General features: G+C 68.3%; 15 protein-coding genes. 10 read left to right on the plus strand and 5 right to left on the minus strand.

Features of this window, described 5'->3' with window-relative positions:
• Positions 1 to 28: 28 nt before the first annotated feature.
• From ACIGHN_RS19260 to ACIGHN_RS19270, 3 genes are all read right to left on the minus strand, one after another.
• Positions 29 to 2,587 (minus strand): TonB-dependent siderophore receptor, encoded by a 2,559-nt coding sequence (locus tag ACIGHN_RS19260; protein WP_396505606.1) that lies wholly within the window; start codon positions 2,585 to 2,587, stop codon positions 29 to 31.
• A 183-nt stretch (positions 2,588 to 2,770) separates the two neighbouring features.
• The gene (locus ACIGHN_RS19265; protein ID WP_396505607.1) at positions 2,771 to 3,814 is read right to left on the minus strand and encodes a FecR domain-containing protein; all 1,044 of its coding nucleotides are present in this window, start codon (positions 3,812 to 3,814) and stop codon (positions 2,771 to 2,773) included.
• Positions 3,811 to 4,320: a sigma-70 family RNA polymerase sigma factor gene (locus tag ACIGHN_RS19270; protein WP_056421179.1), complete on the minus strand. Its 510-nt coding sequence runs from the start codon at positions 4,318 to 4,320 to the stop codon at positions 3,811 to 3,813. The genes ACIGHN_RS19265 and ACIGHN_RS19270 overlap by 4 nt, the downstream gene beginning before the upstream one ends.
• A 372-nt stretch (positions 4,321 to 4,692) precedes the next feature.
• Between ACIGHN_RS19270 and ACIGHN_RS19275 the strand changes: the two genes are divergently transcribed.
• The 8 genes from ACIGHN_RS19275 to ACIGHN_RS19310 all read left to right on the plus strand — a co-directional run bounded on the left by ACIGHN_RS19275 (position 4,693) and on the right by ACIGHN_RS19310 (position 13,744).
• A complete protein-coding gene (locus ACIGHN_RS19275; protein WP_235504124.1) occupies positions 4,693 to 5,262 on the plus strand; it encodes a spore coat U domain-containing protein in 570 nt (189 codons plus the stop codon).
• 103 nt (positions 5,263 to 5,365) lie between these two features.
• Positions 5,366 to 5,965: a spore coat U domain-containing protein gene (locus ACIGHN_RS19280; RefSeq protein ID WP_396505608.1), complete on the plus strand. Its 600-nt coding sequence runs from the start codon at positions 5,366 to 5,368 to the stop codon at positions 5,963 to 5,965.
• Complete coding sequence (locus tag ACIGHN_RS19285; RefSeq protein WP_082486082.1) at positions 5,959 to 6,786, plus strand: molecular chaperone; 828 nt, start codon at positions 5,959 to 5,961, stop codon at positions 6,784 to 6,786. Before ACIGHN_RS19280 ends, ACIGHN_RS19285 begins: the two co-directional genes overlap by 7 nt.
• Positions 6,758 to 9,250 (plus strand): fimbria/pilus outer membrane usher protein, encoded by a 2,493-nt coding sequence (locus tag ACIGHN_RS19290; RefSeq protein ID WP_082486081.1) that lies wholly within the window; start codon positions 6,758 to 6,760, stop codon positions 9,248 to 9,250. The genes ACIGHN_RS19285 and ACIGHN_RS19290 overlap by 29 nt, the downstream gene beginning before the upstream one ends.
• Positions 9,247 to 10,350, plus strand: a complete 1,104-nt coding sequence (locus ACIGHN_RS19295) for a spore coat U domain-containing protein (RefSeq protein WP_396505609.1) — start codon at positions 9,247 to 9,249, stop codon at positions 10,348 to 10,350. The genes ACIGHN_RS19290 and ACIGHN_RS19295 overlap by 4 nt, the downstream gene beginning before the upstream one ends.
• A gap of 146 nt (positions 10,351 to 10,496) precedes the next feature.
• Complete coding sequence (locus ACIGHN_RS19300) at positions 10,497 to 11,294, plus strand: lectin (RefSeq protein ID WP_056421305.1); 798 nt, start codon at positions 10,497 to 10,499, stop codon at positions 11,292 to 11,294.
• A 36-nt stretch (positions 11,295 to 11,330) separates the two neighbouring features.
• Positions 11,331 to 11,915, plus strand: a complete 585-nt coding sequence (locus ACIGHN_RS19305) for a hypothetical protein (protein WP_396505610.1) — start codon at positions 11,331 to 11,333, stop codon at positions 11,913 to 11,915.
• A 362-nt stretch (positions 11,916 to 12,277) separates the two neighbouring features.
• Positions 12,278 to 13,744, plus strand: a complete 1,467-nt coding sequence (locus ACIGHN_RS19310) for a TAXI family TRAP transporter solute-binding subunit (RefSeq protein WP_396505611.1) — start codon at positions 12,278 to 12,280, stop codon at positions 13,742 to 13,744.
• Positions 13,745 to 13,822: 78 nt separating this feature from the next.
• Here ACIGHN_RS19310 and ACIGHN_RS19315 read toward each other — a convergent pair whose 3' ends face one another.
• A complete protein-coding gene (locus ACIGHN_RS19315) occupies positions 13,823 to 16,420 on the minus strand; it encodes a DUF1631 family protein (RefSeq protein WP_396505612.1) in 2,598 nt (865 codons plus the stop codon).
• Positions 16,421 to 16,509: 89 nt separating this feature from the next.
• Positions 16,510 to 18,171, minus strand: coding sequence for an energy-dependent translational throttle protein EttA (gene ettA / locus ACIGHN_RS19320; protein ID WP_056421172.1), 1,662 nt, complete (start codon positions 18,169 to 18,171; stop codon positions 16,510 to 16,512).
• A gap of 320 nt (positions 18,172 to 18,491) precedes the next feature.
• On the opposite strand from ettA, the gene ACIGHN_RS19325 reads away from it, so the two are divergent.
• A complete protein-coding gene (locus ACIGHN_RS19325) occupies positions 18,492 to 20,318 on the plus strand; it encodes a DEAD/DEAH box helicase (protein WP_396505613.1) in 1,827 nt (608 codons plus the stop codon).
• A complete protein-coding gene (locus ACIGHN_RS19330; RefSeq protein ID WP_396505614.1) occupies positions 20,236 to 20,931 on the plus strand; it encodes a nucleoside-diphosphate sugar epimerase in 696 nt (231 codons plus the stop codon). Before ACIGHN_RS19325 ends, ACIGHN_RS19330 begins: the two co-directional genes overlap by 83 nt.
• Positions 20,932 to 20,982: the final 51 nt, after the last annotated feature.

Raw genomic sequence — 20,982 nt, forward strand, 5'->3', positions numbered from 1 at the left:
AAGGCGCGAAGCGACTCAGGGGGATGCTTTAGAACCGGTACGCGGCGGCCACCCGCACCTCACGCCCAAAGCCCAGCGCGCAGAACTGCGCACCGCCCCGGAAGGTGTTGCACTGGGTCTTGTAGCGCTTGTCGGCCAGGTTGGTCACGTTGACCGACAGGCGCCAGGCGCCGACGTCGTAGGCGGCCATGGCGTCGAACAAGGTGTAGCTGTCGTTCATGGGCAGCGGGCCGGTGGCCACGCGCAGCTCGCCGGGCGCGGCGCTGATGTGGCGCGCGCCCAGGGCCAGCTCCAGCGGGCCGCGCTGGTACTTGCCCCAGAGCGACGCCACGTGCTCGGGCGTGGCGCCGGGGCGCTCGCCCACTTCCAGCGCGTTGTTGCTGCGGGTGACCTTGGCGTTCAGGTACGTGTACGCGCCGATCACCGAGAAGCCGCCGCCCACATCGCCCGAGCCCTGCAGTTCCAGCCCGCGGCTGCGCACTTCGCCGGTCTGCACGTCAAAGCGCGGATTGATGGTGGACGGCGTGCGCACGTTGCGCTTGCGCAGGTCGAACGCTGCGGCGCTGAGCGTGTAGCCCGCGTTGGCCGGCGCATAGCGCACGCCCACCTCGGCTTGTTTCGCCGTCTCGGGCTCGTACGGCGCGCCGTTGGCGTCCACGGCCGTCACGGTGGTCAGCGGCGGCTGGAAGGCGGTGTTGAAGCTCACGTACGGCGCCAGGCCGTTGGGCGCCAGGTAGATGGCGCCGGCGCGGCCGGTGAAGGCGCTGTCGCGGCGGTCCACATGCGTGGTGGCGAAGGGCGCGGTGCCGGTCAGCCGCGCGTCGTACTGCGTGTCGATGTGCGCCGTGTCGTAGCGGCCGCCCAGGCTGACCACCCAGCGCTCGGAGAGCTTGATCTGGTCCTGCAGGTACAGGCCCACCTGGGTGTTGCGCGCCAGGGCCCGGTCGCTCAGGAAGTCGTCGGCCCAGTCGGGCTGCACGTACACGGGGTTCACCAGGTCGATGGGCGCCACCGCGCCGTTGAGCGACTGGATGCGCCAGTCGAGCTTGGAGTGGTAGTAGTCCAGGCCCGCCAGCAGCTGGTGCGAGACGTCACCGCTCTTCCAGCGCGCCTCCAGGTGGGTGTCCACCACCAGGGTCTTTTCGGCATCGGGCCGCACCATGGCCAGGCGCGCCATGCTGCGCTGGTCGGCCAGCAGGCCGCGGTTGCGCATCTCCAGGCGGTAGTTGCTGCCATCGAGGTAGCGCAGGTTGTGGCGCACCGTCAGCGCGTCGTTGAAGGAATGCTCGAGCAGGTAGCCCAGCGAGTACGCGCGCTTGTGGTGGCCGGAGCCCGGGCCGTTGACGTTGATGCGCTCGTTGGCTGCGCCGAACGGCGTGTTGCGGTAGTAGGGAATGACGTAGCCGGTGTCGTCGTCCTGGTAGTGGGCCAGCAGCGTGAGCGTGGTGCGGTCGCCCTGCAGGGTGAGCGCCGGAGCCACGTAGGTGCGGTCGGCGCGCAGGCCGTCCCATTGCGTGCCGGCCTCACGCCCCAGCACCGTGAGGCGGCCGAGCACGGTGCCCGATGCGTTGAGCGCGCCGCCGATGTCGGCAGTGACCTGGCGCCGGTCATGGCTGCCCAGCTCCAGCCCCACCTCGCGCTGCATGCCGGCACGCGGGCGCTTGGTCACGGCGTTGATGAGACCGCCCGGGGCCGACTGGCCGTACAGCACCGAGGCCGGGCCGTGCACCACCTCCAGCCGCTCCAGTCCATAGGGCTCCAGGTTGGTCATGAAGCCGTTGTGGATGAGGCGCATGCCGTCGCGGTACAGGCCGGTGCCGGTGAGGTAGAAGCCGCGCACCGAGACGTCATCGTCGGTGATGCCGTAGTCCGCGGGGCGCACGCCCGCGCTGTAGCGCACGGCCTCGGCCACGCTGGAAATCGCCTGGTCGCGGATCTGCGCGGCCCCGATGGTGGAGACCTGCTGCGGGGTCTCCAGCACGGGCACGTCCATCTTGGTGGCGCCCGCGCCGCGCGTGGCGCGGTAGCCCTCCACCGGGCCCCAGGCGGATTCGCGGTCGGCCGTCACGCGCACGGCGGGCAACTGGGTGTCGGTGCCGGATGGCGACGACGCTGCGGCCGGACTGGCGGCTGCGCGGCGCAGCGTGTAGCCGCCACCCGAGCGCGCCACGGCTTCCAGGCCCGTGCCTGCCAGCAGCCGAACAAAGCCTTGTTCCACCGCCACGCTGCCCTGCAGCCCCGTGCTGCGCAGGCCGTCGGTCAGCGCAGGCTCGAACGACAGCGTGACGCCCGCAGCCCCCGCAAAGCGCGACAGCGCCGGGCCCAGGGGGCCTGCGGGAATGTCGTAGGAACGCGGTGCCGGGGCGGCCACGGTGCCTGCGCCGGCGCCAGATGACTGGGCACCTTGGGCCATGGCGTGGAATGGCAGTGCGGAGGCCGTCAGCGCCAGGCCGAGGCACAGTGCCTGCGCGGCGCGTGCGGGCGCTGTGGCAGCAGCAGGGCGTGGATGGTGGTGGGCCAGTGGCGGCTGGCCGCGCAAAGCGTGCGGCAGGTGCGGCAGGTGCGATGCGTGTGATGGGTGCGCCATGCGCGTTCTCCTCGGAGTTGGTATCGGTCAGAAAGCGGTGTTCCGATACCTGCCGTGTGAACGCGAAAAAAGTGACACGGTTTGAATGATATTTTTCAAAGGCCGTTCATGGCGATGGACCCAAAAGCCCTGAACGCCCCTCCCCTCGCCGTAGGCTTCGACCGCTCGCAGGGCCGGGCCCCGTCAGGCCGGCACCAGCGTGACCCAGTAGCGCGTGCGCATGACCACCTGCACGGGCAGGGTCTCGCGCAGCATGGCCAGGATGTATTCGGTGTCCTGCAGCTGGAACGCGCCGGAGATGCGCAGGCCCGCCACCTGCGGGTCGCAGCGCACCACGCCCGGACGATAGCGCGAGAGCTCGCTCGCAAAGTCGCTCAGCCGCATGCCGTCCGCATACAGCACGCCCTGCGTCCATGCCAGCGCCTGTTCGCTCAGCGCCGCCACGGCCTGCACGCCATCGCGGGTGAAGATGCACTGCTCTCCAGCGCGCAGCACCCGGCCCGTGCCCTGGCGCGGCGTGATCTCCACCGCTCCGTCGGCCACCGCCACACGCGCCTCGCCAGCATCGCCCAGGCGTACGGCAAACCGCGTGCCCAGCGCACGCAGCCAGCCCTGGGGCGTCTCCACGCGAAAGCTGCGGTGGCCGCCCGCATCGGCCGCGGTGGTGATGAGCACCTCGCCCGCGAGCAGGCGCAGCAGGCGCTGCTGCGGGCCGAAGGCGGTGTCCAGTGCGGTGGCGGTGTTGAGCATGACGCGCGAGCCGTCGGCCAGGACCACGCTGCGCTGCTCGCCGACCGCGGTGCGGTGGGCCGCCGTCCATTCCTGCCAGGGCAGGTGGCGCCAACCCAGGAAGGCGGCGGTGGGGGCCGTGCCCACCCATGCCAGCACGCGCAGTGCGGCGCGCCGGTTGGCCCCGCGCCGCGCGGTGGCCAGCACGGGCATCCCCAGAGGCGCGGGCACTGCGCCAAAAGTGCGGGACAGCCGCTCTGCCCGCTGCCAGGCCATTTCGTGGGCAGCGTCCTGCGCGCGCCAGCGTTCAAGCGCCTGCCAATCGGCCGGCTGGGCCTGGCCTGAATGAAGGCGCACCAGCCACTGCGCCGCCTCTCGCAGCACGGCGCGGCCAGGCGCGCTGGCGTCGTTGTCTGGTGGGCGGGCTGGGGATGCGCCCCGCCCTCGCCCTGCACCTTGCGGGTCTGCGTGTGGCGGCCCGCCGGCGCGGCCGTTCATGCCATCGCCAGCAGGCAGCATTCGAACCCCTGCGCCATATAGCGCTTGACGGTGCGCTCGCTCACCTGCAGTTGTTGCGCGATCTCGGCATAGCCCAGTCCTTCCAGCTGCGACAGCAGGAATGCGTGCCGTGCCTTGGGCGCCAAGCCCTCCAGCATGGCGTCGATGGCATGGAGCGCTTCCAGAATGAGCGCGCGCTCTTCGGGCGATGGCGCCATGGGTTCGGGCATGAGCGCCAGCGCATCCGCATAGGCCTGCTCCAGCGCCTGGCGGCGCCAATGGTCGCAGACCAGGCCCTTGGCGATGGTGGTGAGGTAAGCGCGAGGCTCGCGCAAACTTTGCAGCACCTGCGGCCTCAGCAACACCCGCACAAACGTGTCCTGCGCAAGGTCGGCCGCCTCGTCCCTGCAGCCGAGCCGCCGGTACAGCCAGGCACGCAGCCAGCCGCTGTGGTCGCTGTACAGCGTGTGCGGAGAGTGAACCTGACTGGCGTCAGCGGCGGTCATGCAGATCCAAGGGACAGAGGTGATGTTGCCGGAATTATATTGAGAATAATTCTCAATACCAAACAATGTCACCCCTCTTACGTCACCCATCGCATGTAAACGCAAGGAATATCCGCGCAAAAAAATGTAAATAACAATACAAACAATTGATTATTGGCCGCAACTATCAATTAAAAACTGGACGTACGCACCGTTGCAGTGCACCCTGAGGCTGGACAGGTTCACCACGCAGGGCGCGCGTCAGTGTGTCTTGGCGTTTCTTCTTCAATTTTTTGTGGGGAGAAGGCAATGCGAGCATCACAAAGAGCGCAACGACCGGTTGGTTCATCGACGACTGCAACGACAGGCGCCCGTGCGCACGGACTGCCAAGCGTGCAGAAGCTGCGGGGCGCCGGCATCATCCTGGCGTGCTGCGCATGGGCGTGCACCGCTGGCGCGGACACCCTCACCGGCAATCTGCAATCCCAGATCCAGCTCACGGCCGGCTGCATGATTGCCGGCAGCTCCGGGGCGGCATCGGGGGTCAACTTCGGTACGCTGGACTTCGGCACACGGCCCAGCACCTTTACCGGCACGGTGCAAGCCTCGGCATCCGGCGGCGAGAGCGTGTCGGGCCCTACGCAGCTGGTGTGCTCGCCGGATGTGCTGGGCATCAGCATCCAGGTCGGCCCTGGCAATTACGCGGGCCTGGGCGGTGCCATCGGTGCCGGCACCCGGGCCATGCGCAACGGCAACACAGCGGCCTACATCCCCTACGACGTCTTCCGCGACTCCGGCCACACCCAGGTCTACCCGCTGGCCGCGGCCATCAACGGTATCGCGGTGCCCGCCAACGGCGCGGCGTTTCCGCTGCCGATCTACGGTCAGATCAACAAGACCGACCCCACGGCACTGCCAGCAGGCATGTACATGGATACGCTGCAGGTCACTGTGACCTACTGATTCTTTCGTGCCTCTTCCACCGTAGGGCACGGGTGGGACTTCCCACCACCCAGAGCCCCCCGGCAACACCACGGCTGCGCACGGCAGCCACAGGGAGATCCCGATGAAGAAAATCATGCAGGCCATTGCAGGGGTGAGGCTGCGCGCGAAGCACCTCACCAGTGCGCAAACACCGCTCCAGCTGGCGCGGGCATCGCGCCTGGCGCTGCTGGTGCTTCCAGCGGCTGCGCTGGCGGCCACCATCCCGACCAGCCCCACGTTCACGGTGTCGGCGTCGGTGGTGCGGGGCTGTGTGGTCTCCGGCAGCACCAGCCAGGTCAGCGGCATTGCGTTTGGCAGCATCAACTTCGGCAGCCACCCTGCGCTGCAGTCGGGCACCATGCAAACCATGGCCGGCAGCAGCATGGGAGGCCAGGCCAAGCTGGTGTGCACCCCTGGCACCGCCGTGCAGATCAGCATCGACGGCGGGCAACACGGACAGGGCGTGCAACGGCGCATGTCCAACGGCGCAGGCAAGTACGTCCCCTACAACCTGGATCTCGTGCAGGGCGCGCCAGCCCCGCTGGTGCCCAATGTGCCGGTGGGCCTGGTGATCGACGCCACGCCGCTGGCCCTGCCCGTGCGCGGCACCGTCACGCTGCCGGGCTCTACGGCCGCAGCGGGCATCTATGCGGACACCGTGCAGGTGACGCTGTCATGGTGAGCGCATTGACCACCGATGCCACCGTGCGCCCCTGGCGCGCCGCCGCGCGGTGGCTCTGCGCACTGGGGCTGGCCCTGGCCGCTGCGGCGCCCGTGAATGCCGCCACGCCGCTGATGATCTGGCCGGTAGACCCGATGATCACCGAGGAGCAGCAGGCCGTGGCCGTGTGGGTGGAAAACCGGGGCGTGGCCGCGGTGTCGCTGCAGGTGCGGGTCATGGACTGGAGCCAGACCGAAGGCGAGGAGTTTCTCTCGTCACAAAAAGAGGTCGTGGCAAGCCCCCCGATCAGCGTGATCCCGCCGGGCAAGCGGCAGATGGTCCGGCTGATCGCGTCGCAGCCCGTGCCACCCGAACTGGAAGTGGCCTACCGCGTGCTCATCGACGAGCTGCCTGCGCCCGATGACCAGTCCGGATCCCCCACACAGGATGAAACAGGCATGGGCATACGGCTCAAGGTGCGCTACGCCATCCCGCTGTTCGTGTACGGCCGCGGCGCGCAGCCATTCAGGGCCACGCATTCGCAGGCACAACGCGGCAGCAAGGGCAAGCCGCTGCCGCCGGACCTGACGTGGAACACGGTCAAGGACGGCAAGGCGCACCGCCTGGTGGTGCGCAACAAGGGCAAGGGGCACGCGCGCATCACGGCCGTGCGCTGGGGCACCCGGGCACCGCGGCCTGATGTGACCATCAATGAAGGCCTGATGGGCTATGTGCTGCCCAACAGCCTGATGCGCTGGGAACTGGAGGCGCCACCGCCCGGCGACCCGGTGCTCAAGGCCAACATCAACGGGCATGAGACCCTTGTGCCCCGTGGCGAGTAGTGAGCGCGCCTCCCTGTGGATCCGCGCCGGGCGTGCCCTGGTGGCCAGCAGCCTCGTGCCGGCGCAGATATCGGCCGGCACCTTGACGGCACCGGCCCCGCCCGCGGGCCACCCTGCTGCGGCACCGGTGCAGCATGCGCTGGCGGTGCCGCCCGCAGCGCCGTCCGCTGCACCGCCCCAGTCGCCGTGGGATGCACCTGCGACCGCGTGGCCGCCGCCTCCCGGCGCTTCGCTGCTGTACCTGGATGTGCAGATCAACGGGCAGCCCCAGGGGCAGCTGGTGGAGGTAGTGCAGAACGGGGACGATTTCGAGATCGAGGCCGAGACGCTGCGGCGCATGCACATCCACAACGCCCAGCCGCGCAACACGCGCCTGGCGGTGAACCGGCTGCCCGGTGTGTCGGTGGAATACGAGCCGCTCACCCAGCAGCTGTCGCTGACGGTGCCACCGCAGTGGCTGCCCATGCAGCGGCTGGCCGACGAGACGCCGCAGGAGTCGCCCGACAGCACCACCGGCAGCGGCTGGCTGCTGAACTACGACATCTACAGCACGCACTCGCGCAGGCACTCCCTCACATCGCTGTGGTCGGAGCAGCGGTACTTCAGCCCCGACGGAGTGGTCTCCAACACCGGGCTGGTGCGCCTGCAGGTGCGCGACGCCACCCGCGGGTATGTGCGCTACGACACGCGCTGGACGCGGACCGACACCGGCACCGCCACCGAGGCGATCTATGGCGACATCGTCAGCGGCTCCCTGCCCTGGAGCACGTCGGTGCGCCTGGGCGGTGTGCAGTGGTCGCGCAACTTCGGGGTGCGGCCCGACCTGGTCACCTATCCCCTGCCCCAGTTTGCCGGCCAGGCCGCGGTGCCGTCGGCGGTGGACCTGTTTCTCAACGGATTCAAGGCCTTCAGCAACCGGGTGGCGCCCGGTCCCTTCACGCTCAGCGAGATGCCGCTGGTCAGCGGCGCGGGCACCGCGTCGGTGGTCACCACCGACGCGCTCGGCCGGCAGGTGTACACCACCATCCCGTTCTATGTGCACCGCGAACTGCTGCGGCCCGGGTGGACGGACTATTCGCTGTCGCTGGGCGCGCTGCGCCGCGACTACGGCGTGCGCAGCTTCTCGTATGGTCGGCCCGTTGCCACGGGCGTGTACCGCCAGGGGCTGTCGGATGTACTCACGCTGGAGGCCCAGGCCCAGGTGGGCAAGGGCCTGGGCGTGGCCGGTGTGGGGGGGCTGGCGGGGCTGGGCATGATGGGCATCGCCAACGCGTCGATCACCCGCGGCTACACATCGCGCTCGGGCAGCGGCTGGCAGTACAGCGCCGGCTGGCAGTACAACACGCAGCGTGCTGGCATTTCGCTGCAGCAAAGCGGGCGCACGGCGCGCTTTGGCGATGCCAGCACCTACGCGGACGACGGCTATCAACTGCCCAGGAGAACCCGCCAGTTGAACCTGAGCTGGACGCTGGGCCGGGGGGCGGTGTCCGCAGGCTGGCTGGACACACGCGACGCCCGCAGTGAGCGCAGCCGCATCGCGTTTGCCAGCTACAGCACGCCGCTGCGCGGCAACACCTACCTTACCGTGACGGCCGGGCGCACGCTGGAGACCGGCGAGAACCAGTTGCGCCTTCAGTTGACGTACTTTCTGGGTGACAACGCCAGCGCGCAGCTGGCGTCCGGCAAGACCCGCGGCTCGACCCAGACCTATGCCAGCTACCAACGCTCGCTCCCCACGGAAGGCGGATGGGGTTGGAACGCGTCGCACACGCTGTCGGGGGGGCCCGAGCGCTACGGCCAGGCCTCTGTGCAGTACCGCAACGCCACGCTCGCGGTGGAAGGCGGCGTGAGCACGAGCGCGGGCCAGACCATGCAGTGGGGAGGACTGGCCGGGTCGCTCGGGGTCATCGACGGGCACGTGTTTGCGGCCAACCGGGTGCACGACGGCTTCGCGCTGGTGTCCACGCAGGGCATGCCCGACGTGCCGATCATGTACGAGAACCAGCTGGCGGGCTACACCAACGCCCAGGGCTACCTGCTGGTGCCCAGCGTGCCCGCCTACTACCCCGGCCGTTACGCCGTGGACCCGCTGACGCTGCCGCCCGATGTGGACATCCCGGCGCTGGAGCGGCGCATGGCGGTGTCGCGCAACGCGGGCATGCTGGTGCAGCTGCCGGTGCTCAAGATGCGCACCGCCACCATCACCCTCGTCGACCAGGACGGCAAGCCCGTGCCCGCCGGCAGCGCCGTGCACCACGCGCCCGGCGGCATGCACACCGTGGTGGGCTGGGACGGCGTGGTGTACCTCACCGTGCTGCATCCCCGCAATCAGCTGACGGTGCGCACCCCCGAAGGCACCGAGTGCCGGGCTGAATTCAGCGAGGCCGACTACACCGCGGCCCGCGACCTCGTCGTGCCCTGCTCGAAGCCCGCAGCCGGTGCGCAGAAAGGAGCCCCCCGTTGACCCGACCCGACACCCTGCCGGCGCCGCCGCCCACCACCACAGAGCCGTCCATCGACCCGATGGCCGCGCAGACGCCTCCCGGCAACCCTCGCACGCCATCTGCCAACGGAGCGTGGGTCACCCGATGCCCAGGGCATGTTCTGCGCAAGGCCTGTTCAACGCGCTGGCGCGGCCTGGGGCTGGCAGCGGTCCTGGCGATGTGCTCGCTGCAGGCCGCAGCCGTGTGCACCCCGGTGGAGAGCAGCGGCGTGCTCGGATCGCACCCGTCGCAGCGCGTGCGCACGGGCTCGCCCATCACATCCACCGCGGAGTTCCGGTTTGGTTGCGGCACCGTGGTGCTGGCCCTGCTGTCGGCCCCCACGCTGAAGGCCAAGATCACCACGCCGGTCACGGGCCTGACCCTCAAGAACACCACCAACAGTGCCATCACCGTGCCCTACGAGATCGCCCCGGTGGGCGGCGGTACCTACACGCCGGGGCTGCTGATCCTCGACCTCAACAACACCAACGTGGTGTCCTTGCTGAGCAACAACCAGGCGATCATCGGCATCAAGATCAGTACGCTCACGGGCGCCAACGTGCCCGCCGGTACCTACACCGACAACATCACCGTGAACTGGACGTACGCCAACATCTGCGAAGGCGTCGCGGTGGGCAATGCCTGCGTGGGCAACCTGCGCACGGGCAGCACGGACCGCACCATCACTGTCACGCTGGTGGTCACGAACGACTGCACCATCACAGCACCCAACGTGCAGTTCGGCTCGGCACCGCTGCCCAGCGCCTTCGGCACCGTCTCGCAGAGCATCACGCTGCTGTGCACCAAGGGCATCACCTACACGGTCGGGCTGGACATGGGTTCCTACGCCAGCGGCGCGCGGCGCCAGATGGCCAGCGGTGTCAACCGGCTGCAGTACAACATCTTCAAGCAGGACCAGTCGGTCTGGGGGCCACTGGCCGGCGCACGCGTGTCCAGCCTGGGCGTGGCCGACGGGCTCACGCCCCAGGTGATCCCGTACACCGCCACCATCTATGCCGACCAGCCCGCCGTACCGCAAGGCAGCTACAGCGACAGCGTGAAGGTGGATGTGCAGTTCTGAGGGCTGCGCCGTACAGAACTCATTACAAGGCGTTCGAACCGCAGCACAATATCCACACCGATGTCGGCCAACGCATCCGCACAACGCCCGTGCCCCCCTGCATCATGCTGGCCGGACCCACCCAGATTGCAAAGAAGGAGAACTCCATGAAAGACCCGGCTCTTCGGAAACACGCCTGGCTGCTGTGCCTGCCCTTGCTGGTGAATCCGCTGGCCGCGCAGGCCCAGGACCCACTGGTGGATCTGCGCTCCAACGGCAGCTACACCTCCTACCGCCTTCCAGACGACACCACCCAGGTGGACCTGGTGGAGCAGACGCAGGGGGCCTGCCGCTTCAACCGCACCTGGGGCTACGACCTCACCAACCGCGAGCTGTGGACCAATGGCGGCTGCGGCGGGCGGTTCAAGGTCTCGCGCAGCTATGCCTCAGGCAACAACAATGGCAGCGGCTCCAACGCCGGTGCCGCGGTGGCCGCCGTGGCAGCCATTGCGGGCATCGCCCTGCTGGCCAATCACAACCGGCACGACGACGACCGGCGCCCCGAGTACCCGGACCCTGGCTACGGCGGCCGGGGTGGCGAGATCCGTGTGGACGGGCGCCTGTGCCTGGATGTGAGGGGCGGCAAGTTCCAGCCCGGCACCACGCTGCAGGTGTATGAATGCAACGGCACCGCATCCCAGCGGTTCGCAGTGGGACGCGGGGGCGAGATCCGCGTGCGCGACCTGTGCGTAGATGTGGACCGCGGCGACCCGCGCGATGGCGCGCGGGTGGTGCTGTGGTCCTGCTCGGGCTCCCGCAGCCAGAGCTGGACGTCGCGCGGCGGCCAGATCGTGAGCAACCTCAACGGCAAATGCCTGGACGTCGAAGACGGCCGCGTGCGCCAGGAAGCCGCTGCCATGGTGTGGTCCTGCAACCGCAGCCCCAGCCAGCGCTGGTGGTGGTAAACAAGGGAGACAAGCACCATGAAAAGCCCCCAGACCATGACCCATTCCTCCCTTCATGCGGCGCGCGCAGGTCGCGCAGGTCGCGCAGGTCTCGCAGGTCTCGCAACGGAGCTGCGCACCGGTGCGCTCGCGATTGCGATTGCGGCACTGTGGTTGGCACTGTCCGGCACAGCGCGTGCTGCCGACACCCCTGTGTCGTCGCCCGCAGTGCCACCACGCCCCGCCGCCGCCGCGCCAGGCCATGCGCACGGCCACAAGGCGCCCGCCAAGCCCCGCGGGCAGCGGCTGCAGGCCATCTGCTCGGCCGCCGATCTGAACCATGATGGCAGCGTGTCGCTCGACGAGTTCCACCAGGACATCGTGCAGAGCTGGCACAGCCTCTCGCCCGACGCCACCGGCTACGTGCAGCTGGCCGACCTGGCCCAGGTGCCCCGCATGGGCAAAGGCCGCCTGAAACGCCTGGCGGCCAGCGACAAGGACGGCGACGGCAGGCTGTCGTTCAAGGAAGTCGTCGAAACCCGCATGGCCTATTTCGAAGCTGCGGACAAAGACCAGAACGACGCGTTGTCGATCGAGGAATGCGTGGCCTACGAGCGCCAGCGGCGCGACGCGAAACCGTAGGCCACTGCGGCGGGCACGGCGGCCCGCCGGACAAACGTGCGACGCCCCGGGGGTGACGGGCTGCGCGGGCCGAACCTGCCCCTGCCGGTGGACAGCGCGGGCCGCTACAGACTGATCGGCGGCTCGAATGCTGTGCGGGGTCGGGCCCGCCGGGAAAGCCGTGCGTGCAACCTGCTGATACGTTGCCACACAACGGCGCTGCCTCCATGCGCTGCGTGGCACGGATAATCGGCGGATTCCCAGCAGCGCCCTGCGGTGCTGTGCCCACCGGCACCCCATCCACATCGTCAGCAGATCAGCGGCAGGCCGCAAGGGCTTGGCCCCACATCGCGCCCACCGCCCACCGCCCATTGCGTCCACCCATGCCCCAGGCTTTTCGAAACACCTTTCTGACCTTGCGTGACCTGGTCGCCTCGGCAGGCCCGCTGGCCTTCCTGGCGGTGGGACTGTTGATACTGGCGTACTGGTGGCTCAACCCCAACCCGCCCAAGACGGTCACCCTGGCCACCGGCCCTGCGCAAAGCGCGTACGAGGAATTCGGCAAGCGCTACCAGAAGGCGCTGGCGGCCGACGGCATCGAGGTCGTGCTGCTGCCCAGCGACGGTTCTTCGCACAACCTGCAGTTGCTGCGCGACGGCAAGGCGGACGTGGCGTTTGTGCAGGGCGGCACGGCCCAGTTGCTGCCCGACGATGCGGACCAGCTCGTGTCGCTGGGCAGCCTGTTCGTGGAACCAGTCTGGCTGTTCTACCGCACCGATTCCGCCGAGCGCGCCTACAACACGCCCCGGCTCGACAGCCTGCGCCAGTTGCGCGGCTGGCGGGTGAACGTAGGCTCGGACGGCAGTGGCGTGCCCAAGCTGATGGAGACGCTGCTGGAGGCCAACAAGGTCGAGCCGGGCACGGTGAAGATGACGCGACTCGAGCAAACCCCCGCCACCGTGGACTTTTTGGCGGGCCGGCTGGACGCGCTGGTGTTTGCCTCGGCGCCTGAATCGCTGATGGTGCAGATGCTGCTGCAGACCCCGGGCGTGCAGCTGCTCGATTTTGCGCAGCACGAGGCCTATGCCCGCCGGTTTCCGTTTCTCACGCCCGTGACCCTGCCGCGTGGTGTGGTCGACCTGGCCACCAATGTGCCGACACGCGACGTGCGCCTGGTGGCATCCACCACCTCGCTGCTGGCCCGCGACGGCACGCACCCTGCGCTGCTCACGCTGTTCGCGCAGAACGCGCAGAAGCTGCACGGAGGCTCCGGCTGGTTCAACCGTGCGCGGGAGTTTCCCAACTCGCGCGCGAGCGAGCTGCCCATCGCCAAGGAAGGCGACCGCGCCATGAACGAGCCGGTCCCCATGCTGCAGCGCTATCTGCCGTTCTGGATCGCCAATCTGATCGACCGCATGTGGCTGGTGATGGGCATCTTGCTGGCCGTGATGCTGCCCCTGTCGCGTGTGGTGCCGCCGCTCTACCAGTTCCGCGTGCGGTCGCGCGTGTTCCGCTGGTACGGTCGGCTGCGCGAGATCGAGAACGACATGGAAGCCGGCCGGTCGCACCCTGCCGACCTGCTCACGGCCCTGGACGCCCTGGAGGCACAGGCCGAGAAAGTGAGCGTGCCTTTGTCCTATGCGGACGAGCTGTACGCACTGCGCAGCAACATCCACCTGATCCGCAAGAAACTGCTGCGGCTGCAGGCAGGCGGCCACCCTGCAACCTTGCCAGCATCGAGCGCACCGGGCGAACCACGGGAAGCAGGCGTATCGAAGGTGCAGGACGATGCGAAAGATTCCGCGGGTGCAGCATCCGCAGCGACCGGGCCAGCACCGCAGCATCCTTGAGCCTTCGGAGCTCTGGCCACCCCGGCGCTGAGCGCGCCAGCAGGGCCGGTAGTTCCCCCACCCCCGCGAGGGGGGTGCTCAGCGCCCCTTGGTGGCCGGCTTGCCGCCAGGCGACAGGGGCGCAGACTTGGACAGGGGTGCAGACCTAGACAACGGCGCCATTTTGGAGCTGGAGGGCGCGCGGGACGAGGACGACCGGCGGGGATCCCCGCCCGCGTCCGCCCCGGCGGCGTCCATGCTGCGAGCGCTAGCGGGCTTGGCGGCCGGCGCGGGGATCACCTTGAGGGAACCTTCCGCCGCCAGCTTGTCACGCATGCGGCGTGTCATGGACTGCGTGCTGGCATCCGGCGCCGTGAACAGGAACAGCGTGCCGTGCGGGCTGCACCAGGTGAGCTGGGTGCGCACCACGCGGCCGTTGGTCACGAGTTCCACCCAGGCGCCGATCACAAAGTCGGCATACGGGTCAGGCAATGCGTCGACGGGCGCCTGTGCGCTGTCCTGCGGCGGCTCGGCCGCTTCGGGTGGCGCGGGTTCTTCCTGTGCAGCCGCGTCGACGGCAGGCGCGGCCTCGGGCACTGGTTCCGGTTCGGGCCTGGCGGCGGGGGCCGCAGGCGCCTTCTCGAACGCTTCCTGGTGCAAGCCGACCAGTCGCTGCAGCAGTGCGCTCGTCTGCACTGCCGGATAGCCAATGGTCTTGAGGCCCTTGCGCAGCTTGGCCAAGAGGCCGGGGATGGAGTCGTTCAGACGGTCCGGGTCTTGCCGGGTCAGGTCCGGTTGCGAGCTCCACAGCAGCACGGGCACCAGCGCCAGATAGCCACCCGGGTCGTCGTCCTCGGACTCGGCAGGCTTGAGCACCTGGGCCAGCGCCACCACGTCGGCCCACGGGCCCGCGGCGAAGTCGAGGATGTCGGCAGGCACGTTGCCCACGTCGGCCAGTTTGCGGATGTCGGCGGCGATCTTTTCGGCCAGCATCTCGCGCTGCTCTGCATGCAGCAGCGCTTTCTGCTGCGCCTCCTGGTGCGCCTTGAGTTTTTTCTCCTGCGTGTCCCAGGCCGACTGCAGGGCCTTCAGGACCGTGTCGAAAGGCCCGGCGTCCTTGATGTCGGACGTGGCCAGGTGATCGACCGCGCCCTTGACCAGGCGCATGAAGCTGCTGAAGCCCGGCGCCGTCTCGGCCGTGAAAGCCAGGCTACGCTGCGTCAACTCGTCGAGCAGGCGGCGGGCCGGGTGGCTGCTTTCCGTGAAGAAGCGGCCGTCATGCAGCACCAGTTGTTTGAGCGCGGGCTCCAGCGTCTGCACCGCTTTTTGTACTGGCGGGAGCAGGCGGGCGTCCTGGGCGATGTTGAACATCATGCGCCCCACGACTTCGGTCGCCACGGCGGTGGACTGGGCGGCCCCGTCCATGGGCATGGTGGCATACACCACGGGCGCCACGCCCGGCGGCAGGCGCCAGCCGGAGAGCGGCACGGGCAGCGACCCCGGCTGGCTCATGCTGACCGCTCCGGCGGCACCGCCGCCGGCAAGGCGGCCGACCAAGCGCTCCAGCTGCGCCATGTCCTCCATCGCCTCGGCCGCTGCACCCGCAGGATAGTAGGCGGGGCCCGTGCCCGAGGGCACGCCGGCGCCATGGTGCACCGCGTTGGCGGGCATCGTGGGCTGCATCGGCATCGCCCCTGCGGGCACTGCGGCGACAGGCATCGCACCGTAGGCGCGCGGATCGAACGGGTCGCCCCCCGCCAGCATCTGGCGCAGGATGCCCACCGTCAACAAGGCTTCTTCGGCCGCAGGGACCATGCCGCCCTGCTGGGAGTCGCCGCTCCAGCCGGTGGACGGGCCCATGGTGCTGCGCCCGTAGCCACCGCTGGACGGGTCGCCCATCGGTGCATTCATGGACTGGCCGTAGCCAGAATAACCACTGCCATACCCTGTGCCCGGACCGCCATAGCCGGTGCCGTACCCCGTCCCGGCATACCCCGGGCCGGCGCCGCCACCTGCTCCGCCCCGCCCAGCGCCTGCCGGCGTGCCGAGCACGGCGTAACCCACGGGCTGAACCCCATGCTCGCGAAGGCTGGCGGCGGTGCGCCGGTATTCTTCGACCAAGAGCTTGCCCAGCAGATCGCGCATGTGCTGCATCCACAGCTGGCGCACCTCGGGCGACACCCCGGTGTCGCCCACGACCTGCTGCAGCGCGCGGATATAGCTTTCGGGCCGCAACGGGTTGCGTTCCGGTTGAACGCTGCGCAGGCCCTGCGCAGAGCTCACCAGGGTGTTGAGCTCGGCCAGCACGGCGTCGGTAGCGTGCAGGGCCGATTGCTGCGCCTTGGACAGCTCGACCTGCGCCTGCATCTCGTTCTCGTCCATGAGCGAGAGCTCGCCGAAGTCCATGCCGGTGTCTTCGGCCGTGCTGCGGCCTTTGCCAATGGACGGGCCCTCGGCAAAAGTCTCCAGCAGCGCCATGGAATAGCCCTTGACCAGGGCCGCTTCGTGCTGGTTCAGCAGGCGCAGACTGTCACTGACGAGGTTGCGCTGCTGGATGTTGCGGACGCTCGACTCTTCCTCGGTCAAGGCTCCCTGGGTCACCTTGACCAGCTGTTGCATCAACGCTTCGCCCCCGCGCACGGCGTTGACGACGCAGGCACGGAACACGGTTCTCGACTGAGACGCAGGCTGGGACATGGTGGGGAAGAATCGGGCGACAGGTTTCCAGATGCAATCCTACTTGACCTGAAAGCTTATTTCAGGTCTTGGAACCAGCTCCTGATGGCTTATTTCAGTGCTTTGTAGCGCATGCGCTTGGGTTTGGCGCCTTCTTCACCCAGTCGCTTCTTCTTGTCGGCTTCGTACTCCTGGTAATTGCCGTCAAAGAACGTCCACTGGCTGTCACCTTCGGCCGCCAGGATGTGGGTGGCAATCCGGTCGAGGAACCAGCGATCGTGGCTGATTACCAACATGGTGCCGGCGAACTCGAGCAGCGCATCTTCCAGCGCCCGCAGGGTTTCCACGTCCAGGTCGTTGGACGGCTCATCGAGCATGAGCACGTTGCCGCCCGCAATCAGGGTCTTGGCCAGGTGCAGGCGTCCGCGTTCGCCCCCGGACAGCATGCCCACCTTCTTTTGCTGGTCGCTGCCATTGAAGTTGAACCGGCCGCAGTAGGCGCGGCTGGCCATCTGGAACTTGCCGACGTTGAGGATGTCCAGGCCGCCCGAGACGTCTTCCCACACGGTCTTGTCGTTGGACAAATCGTCACGGTGCTGGTCCACGAAAGCCATCTTGACGGTGGACCCGATGACGACTTCGCCCGAGTCGGGCTTTTCCTTGCCAGCGATCAGCTTGAACAGCGTGGACTTGCCCGCGCCGTTAGGGCCGATGATGCCGACGATGGCACCCGCAGGGATGTTGAAGCTCAGGTTGTCGATCAGCACGCGGTCGCCGAAGGACTTGGTGACGTTCTTGAACTCGATCACCTGGCTGCCCAGGCGGTCGGCCACGGGGATGAAGATTTCGTTGGTTTCGTTGCGCTTTTGGTATTCGAAGTCGCTCAGTTCTTCAAAGCGGGCCAGACGGGCCTTGCTCTTGGCCTGGCGGGCCTTGGGGTTCTGGCGCGACCATTCCAGTTCCTTCTTCAGGGCCTTGGCGCGGGCTTCTTCACCCTTTTGCTCGGCTTCCAGGCGGGCGCCCTTCTGGGTCAGCCAGTCGGAATAATTGCCCTTGTAGGGAATGCCGGAGCCACGGTCGAGCTCCAGAATCCATTCGGCGGCGTTGTCGAGGAAGTAGCGATCGTGGGTGATGGCCACCACGGTGCCGGAGTAGCGCTGCAGGAACTGTTCGAGCCAGTCGACCGATTCGGCGTCCAAGTGGTTGGTGGGTTCGTCGAGCAGCAGCATGTCGGGCTTGGACAGCAGCAGGCGGCACAGCGCCACGCGGCGCTTTTCACCACCGGAGAGAACGCCGATGTTGGCGTCCCATGGGGGCAGGCGCAGGGCGTCGGCCGCGATTTCCAGCTGGTGCTCGGAGTCCGTACCCGCCGTGGCGATGATGGCTTCCAGCTCTGCCTGCTCGGCGGCCAGCGCATCGAAGTCGGCATTTTCTTCACCGTACGCGGTGTAGACCTCTTCGAGGCGTGCCTTGGCGGCGAACACCTTGCCCATGCCGGCTTCCACGCTTTCGCGCACGGTCTGGGTGGGGTCCAGCTGGGGCTCCTGGGGCAGGTAGCCGATGTTCAAGCCCGCCATCGGGATGGCTTCGCCCTCGATTTCCTTGTCCAGGCCCGCCATGATCTTGAGCAGCGTGGACTTGCCGGAGCCGTTGGTCCCGAGCACGCCGATCTTGGCGCCGGGGAAGAAGCTCAGGGAGATGTCTTTCAGGATTTGCCGCTTGGGCGGCACGATCTTGCCGACGCGGTTCATGGAGAAAACGTACTGCGCCATTACATGGACCTCCGCGAGCACAGCGAGTGAAGGCCGCCGACGGCAGACCGTTGTTTCGACAAAACGTATTGGGACATGGGGTGTCTAACCTGCAAAAGTGAGCAGAAATTCTGCGTGCAAACCGAGATTATCAGGCCATGCGACAATACGCTTCGTGACGGGCTCCAGTTGCCCGCTGCATCAGCACGCTGCTGGGGACGAAGGAAGCACCCAAACTTCCGGGCTCCCACTCATGAACCTCATCGGCTTGAGACTGGCTCGGCAACCTCCGGTTGCACGACAGGCCGATACCAGCGCCCCGGATGGGCGCATTCAACGACATGACATTTGACGAACTGAACCTGGCTCCTGCCATCCTGAAGGCCGTGCACGAAACGGGCTACGAAACCCCCACGCCCATTCAGGCCCAGGCCATCCCCGCCGTGCTCGCAGGCCACGACCTGCTGGCCGGCGCGCAGACCGGCACCGGCAAGACTGCTGCGTTCACCCTGCCCCTGCTGCACCGCCTCTCGCAAGGTGCTGCGCCCAAAAACAAGTTCGGCGGCAAGGGCATCCGCGCCCTGGTGCTGACGCCCACCCGCGAGCTCGCCGCCCAGGTGGAAGAGTCCGTGCGCGAATACGGCAAGTACCTCGACATCAACTCCACCGTCGTCTTCGGCGGCGTGGGCATGAACCCGCAGATCGACCGCATCAAGCGCGGCGTGGACATCCTGGTGGCCACGCCCGGCCGCCTGCTGGACCTGCAGCAACAGGGCTTCCTGGACCTGTCGACCGTGCAGGTGCTGGTGCTCGACGAAGCCGACCGCATGCTGGACATGGGATTCATCCACGACGTGAAGAAGGTGCTGGCGCTGGTGCCGCGCGACAAGCAGAGCCTGCTGTTCTCGGCCACCTTCAGCGACGAGATCCGGGACCTGGCCAATACCCTGCTCAAGAACCCCCAGAGCATCCAGGTCACCCCGAGCAACACCACGGTGCAGCGCATCACGCAGGTGATCCACCCAGTGGGCCGCGGCAAGAAAAAGCAGGTGCTGCTGCACATCATCCAGCAGCACAACTGGAGCCAGGTGCTGGTGTTCACCCGCACCAAGTTTGGCGCCAACAACGTGGCCGAGTTCCTGACCAAGAACGGCGTGAACGCCATGGCGCTGCACGGCAACAAGAGCCAGAGCGCCCGCACGCAGGCCCTGGCCGGCTTCAAGAGCGGTGACATCCGCGCCCTGGTGGCCACCGACATCGCCGCGCGCGGCATCGACATCGACGAGCTGCCGCACGTCGTGAACTACGAAATCCCGAACGTCTCGGAAGACTACGTCCACCGCATCGGCCGCACGGGCCGCGCCGGCAACAGCGGTGAAGCCGTGAGCCTGGTCTGCATGGACGAAGAAGGCTTCATGATGGACATCGAGCGCTTCACCAAGCAGCAGATTCCCGTGCAGGTCATCGAAGGCTTCGGCCCCGACGCCGGTGAAAAGGCCGAGCCCATCGCCATGGGCCGCCAGACCATCTGGGGCGGCGCAGGCAAGCCCCCGAGCCGTGACGTGATGCAGGCTGCCGCCAAGGCCGCCCGCAGCGAAATGATGGAACGCATCCGCACCAACAAGGCCGGCCAGGGTGCTGGCGGCGGTGGTGGTGGTGGTGGCGGCGGCGATCGCGGCCCCCGCCCTGCGGGTGGCGGCAACGGCGGCGGCCGTGGTGGCCGCGCTGGCGGCGGCGCCAGTGCCGGCGCCGGCGGTGGTGGCGGCAACAACGGCCCGCGTGGCGGCCGTGCCGGTGGTGGTGGCGGTGGCGGAGCACGCGCCGGCGGCCAGGCACCTGCACGCGGCCGCTCCGGCGGTGGTGGTGGCGGCTACGGCGGTGGCGGTGCGCCCCGCTACGACGACTCGCAACCTCCCCGCCCTGACGCCCACCTGGGCACGCATTCGGGCCATAGCAACCCGGGGCATCGCGCTTCCGGCCATGGCGCGGGCGGCCAGCCCGACCCGATGCGCACCAGCGTGGACAGCATGGGCGGCGGCCGCCGTGGCGGCGGTTATCGTGGTGGCAACGGTGGAGGAGGCGGCTATGGCGGAGGCGCGGGTGGCGGTGGTGGCCGGGGCAACGGGCCTCGTGGGCCAGGCGGTCCTCGCGGATCTTTTAACCGCTGATCCATCCCGTTCAGCGGACGCGGCAGCACCGGCACCCCCTGCGGTGCATGTGCTGCATGCCCAGGGCCGGCGCGCGCCAGCGCTGAGCCACCCACGGCTGCACCTGCACGCCGTGGACTTTGCGGCCCTGCCCGCCTTGCCGCCCGTGGATGATGTCTACATCACGCTGGGCACCACCATCGCCGCGGCAGGCAGCCAGAGCGCCTTTCGGGCGGTCGACCACGACGCCGTGCTGGCCACTGCCCGCGCCGCGCGCGCGGCCGGCGCCACACGCTGCGGCGTGGTCACGGCCATGGGTGCCAACCCGCATTCGCGCATCTTCTACAACCGGGTCAAGGGCGAGGTCGAACGCGACCTGCAGGCCCTGGGCTTCGAGACCCTGGTGATCGCGCGCCCCTCCCTGCTCATCGGCGAGCGGACGGCCCTGCAACAGGCGCCGCGCCGTGCGGAATCGTTGTCCATCACGCTGTTTCGCTGGCTCGACCCCGTCCTGCCGGCGCGCTACCGTGCCCGCCCGGGCGCGGATGTGGCCCACGCGCTGGTGCATGCCGTACAGTCACTCCCAGCCGGCCTGCATGTGCTCTCTGGCCACGCGCTGCAACCCATGGGCTGAGCCGCTCCGGCTTTGTGCGGGGTGCACGCATCCTTTGCCCCATCCCGCTCA

The organism is Acidovorax sp. NPDC077693, from assembly GCF_044542805.1.
Taxonomy (GTDB): Bacteria; Pseudomonadota; Gammaproteobacteria; order Burkholderiales; family Burkholderiaceae_C; genus Acidovorax.

Bases quoted from the DNA above. Each gene is read 5' to 3' on its own strand.
- ACIGHN_RS19260 (WP_396505606.1), bottom strand. From the start codon at position 2,587: ATGGCGCACCCATCACACGCATCGCACCTGCCGCACCTGCCGCACGCT.
- ACIGHN_RS19265 (WP_396505607.1), bottom strand. From the start codon at position 3,814: ATGAACGGCCGCGCCGGCGGGCCGCCACACGCAGACCCGCAAGGTGCA.
- ACIGHN_RS19270 (WP_056421179.1), bottom strand. From the start codon at position 4,320: ATGACCGCCGCTGACGCCAGTCAGGTTCACTCTCCGCACACGCTGTAC.
- ACIGHN_RS19280 (WP_396505608.1), top strand. From the start codon at position 5,366: ATGAAGAAAATCATGCAGGCCATTGCAGGGGTGAGGCTGCGCGCGAAG.
- ACIGHN_RS19285 (WP_082486082.1), top strand. From the start codon at position 5,959: ATGGTGAGCGCATTGACCACCGATGCCACCGTGCGCCCCTGGCGCGCC.
- ACIGHN_RS19290 (WP_082486081.1), top strand. From the start codon at position 6,758: ATGAGACCCTTGTGCCCCGTGGCGAGTAGTGAGCGCGCCTCCCTGTGG.
- ACIGHN_RS19300 (WP_056421305.1), top strand. From the start codon at position 10,497: ATGAAAGACCCGGCTCTTCGGAAACACGCCTGGCTGCTGTGCCTGCCC.
- ACIGHN_RS19305 (WP_396505610.1), top strand. From the start codon at position 11,331: ATGACCCATTCCTCCCTTCATGCGGCGCGCGCAGGTCGCGCAGGTCGC.
- ACIGHN_RS19310 (WP_396505611.1), top strand. From the start codon at position 12,278: ATGCCCCAGGCTTTTCGAAACACCTTTCTGACCTTGCGTGACCTGGTC.
- ACIGHN_RS19315 (WP_396505612.1), bottom strand. From the start codon at position 16,420: ATGTCCCAGCCTGCGTCTCAGTCGAGAACCGTGTTCCGTGCCTGCGTC.
- ettA (WP_056421172.1), bottom strand. From the start codon at position 18,171: ATGGCGCAGTACGTTTTCTCCATGAACCGCGTCGGCAAGATCGTGCCG.
- ACIGHN_RS19325 (WP_396505613.1), top strand. From the start codon at position 18,492: ATGACATTTGACGAACTGAACCTGGCTCCTGCCATCCTGAAGGCCGTG.
- ACIGHN_RS19330 (WP_396505614.1), top strand. From the start codon at position 20,236: ATGGCGGAGGCGCGGGTGGCGGTGGTGGCCGGGGCAACGGGCCTCGTG.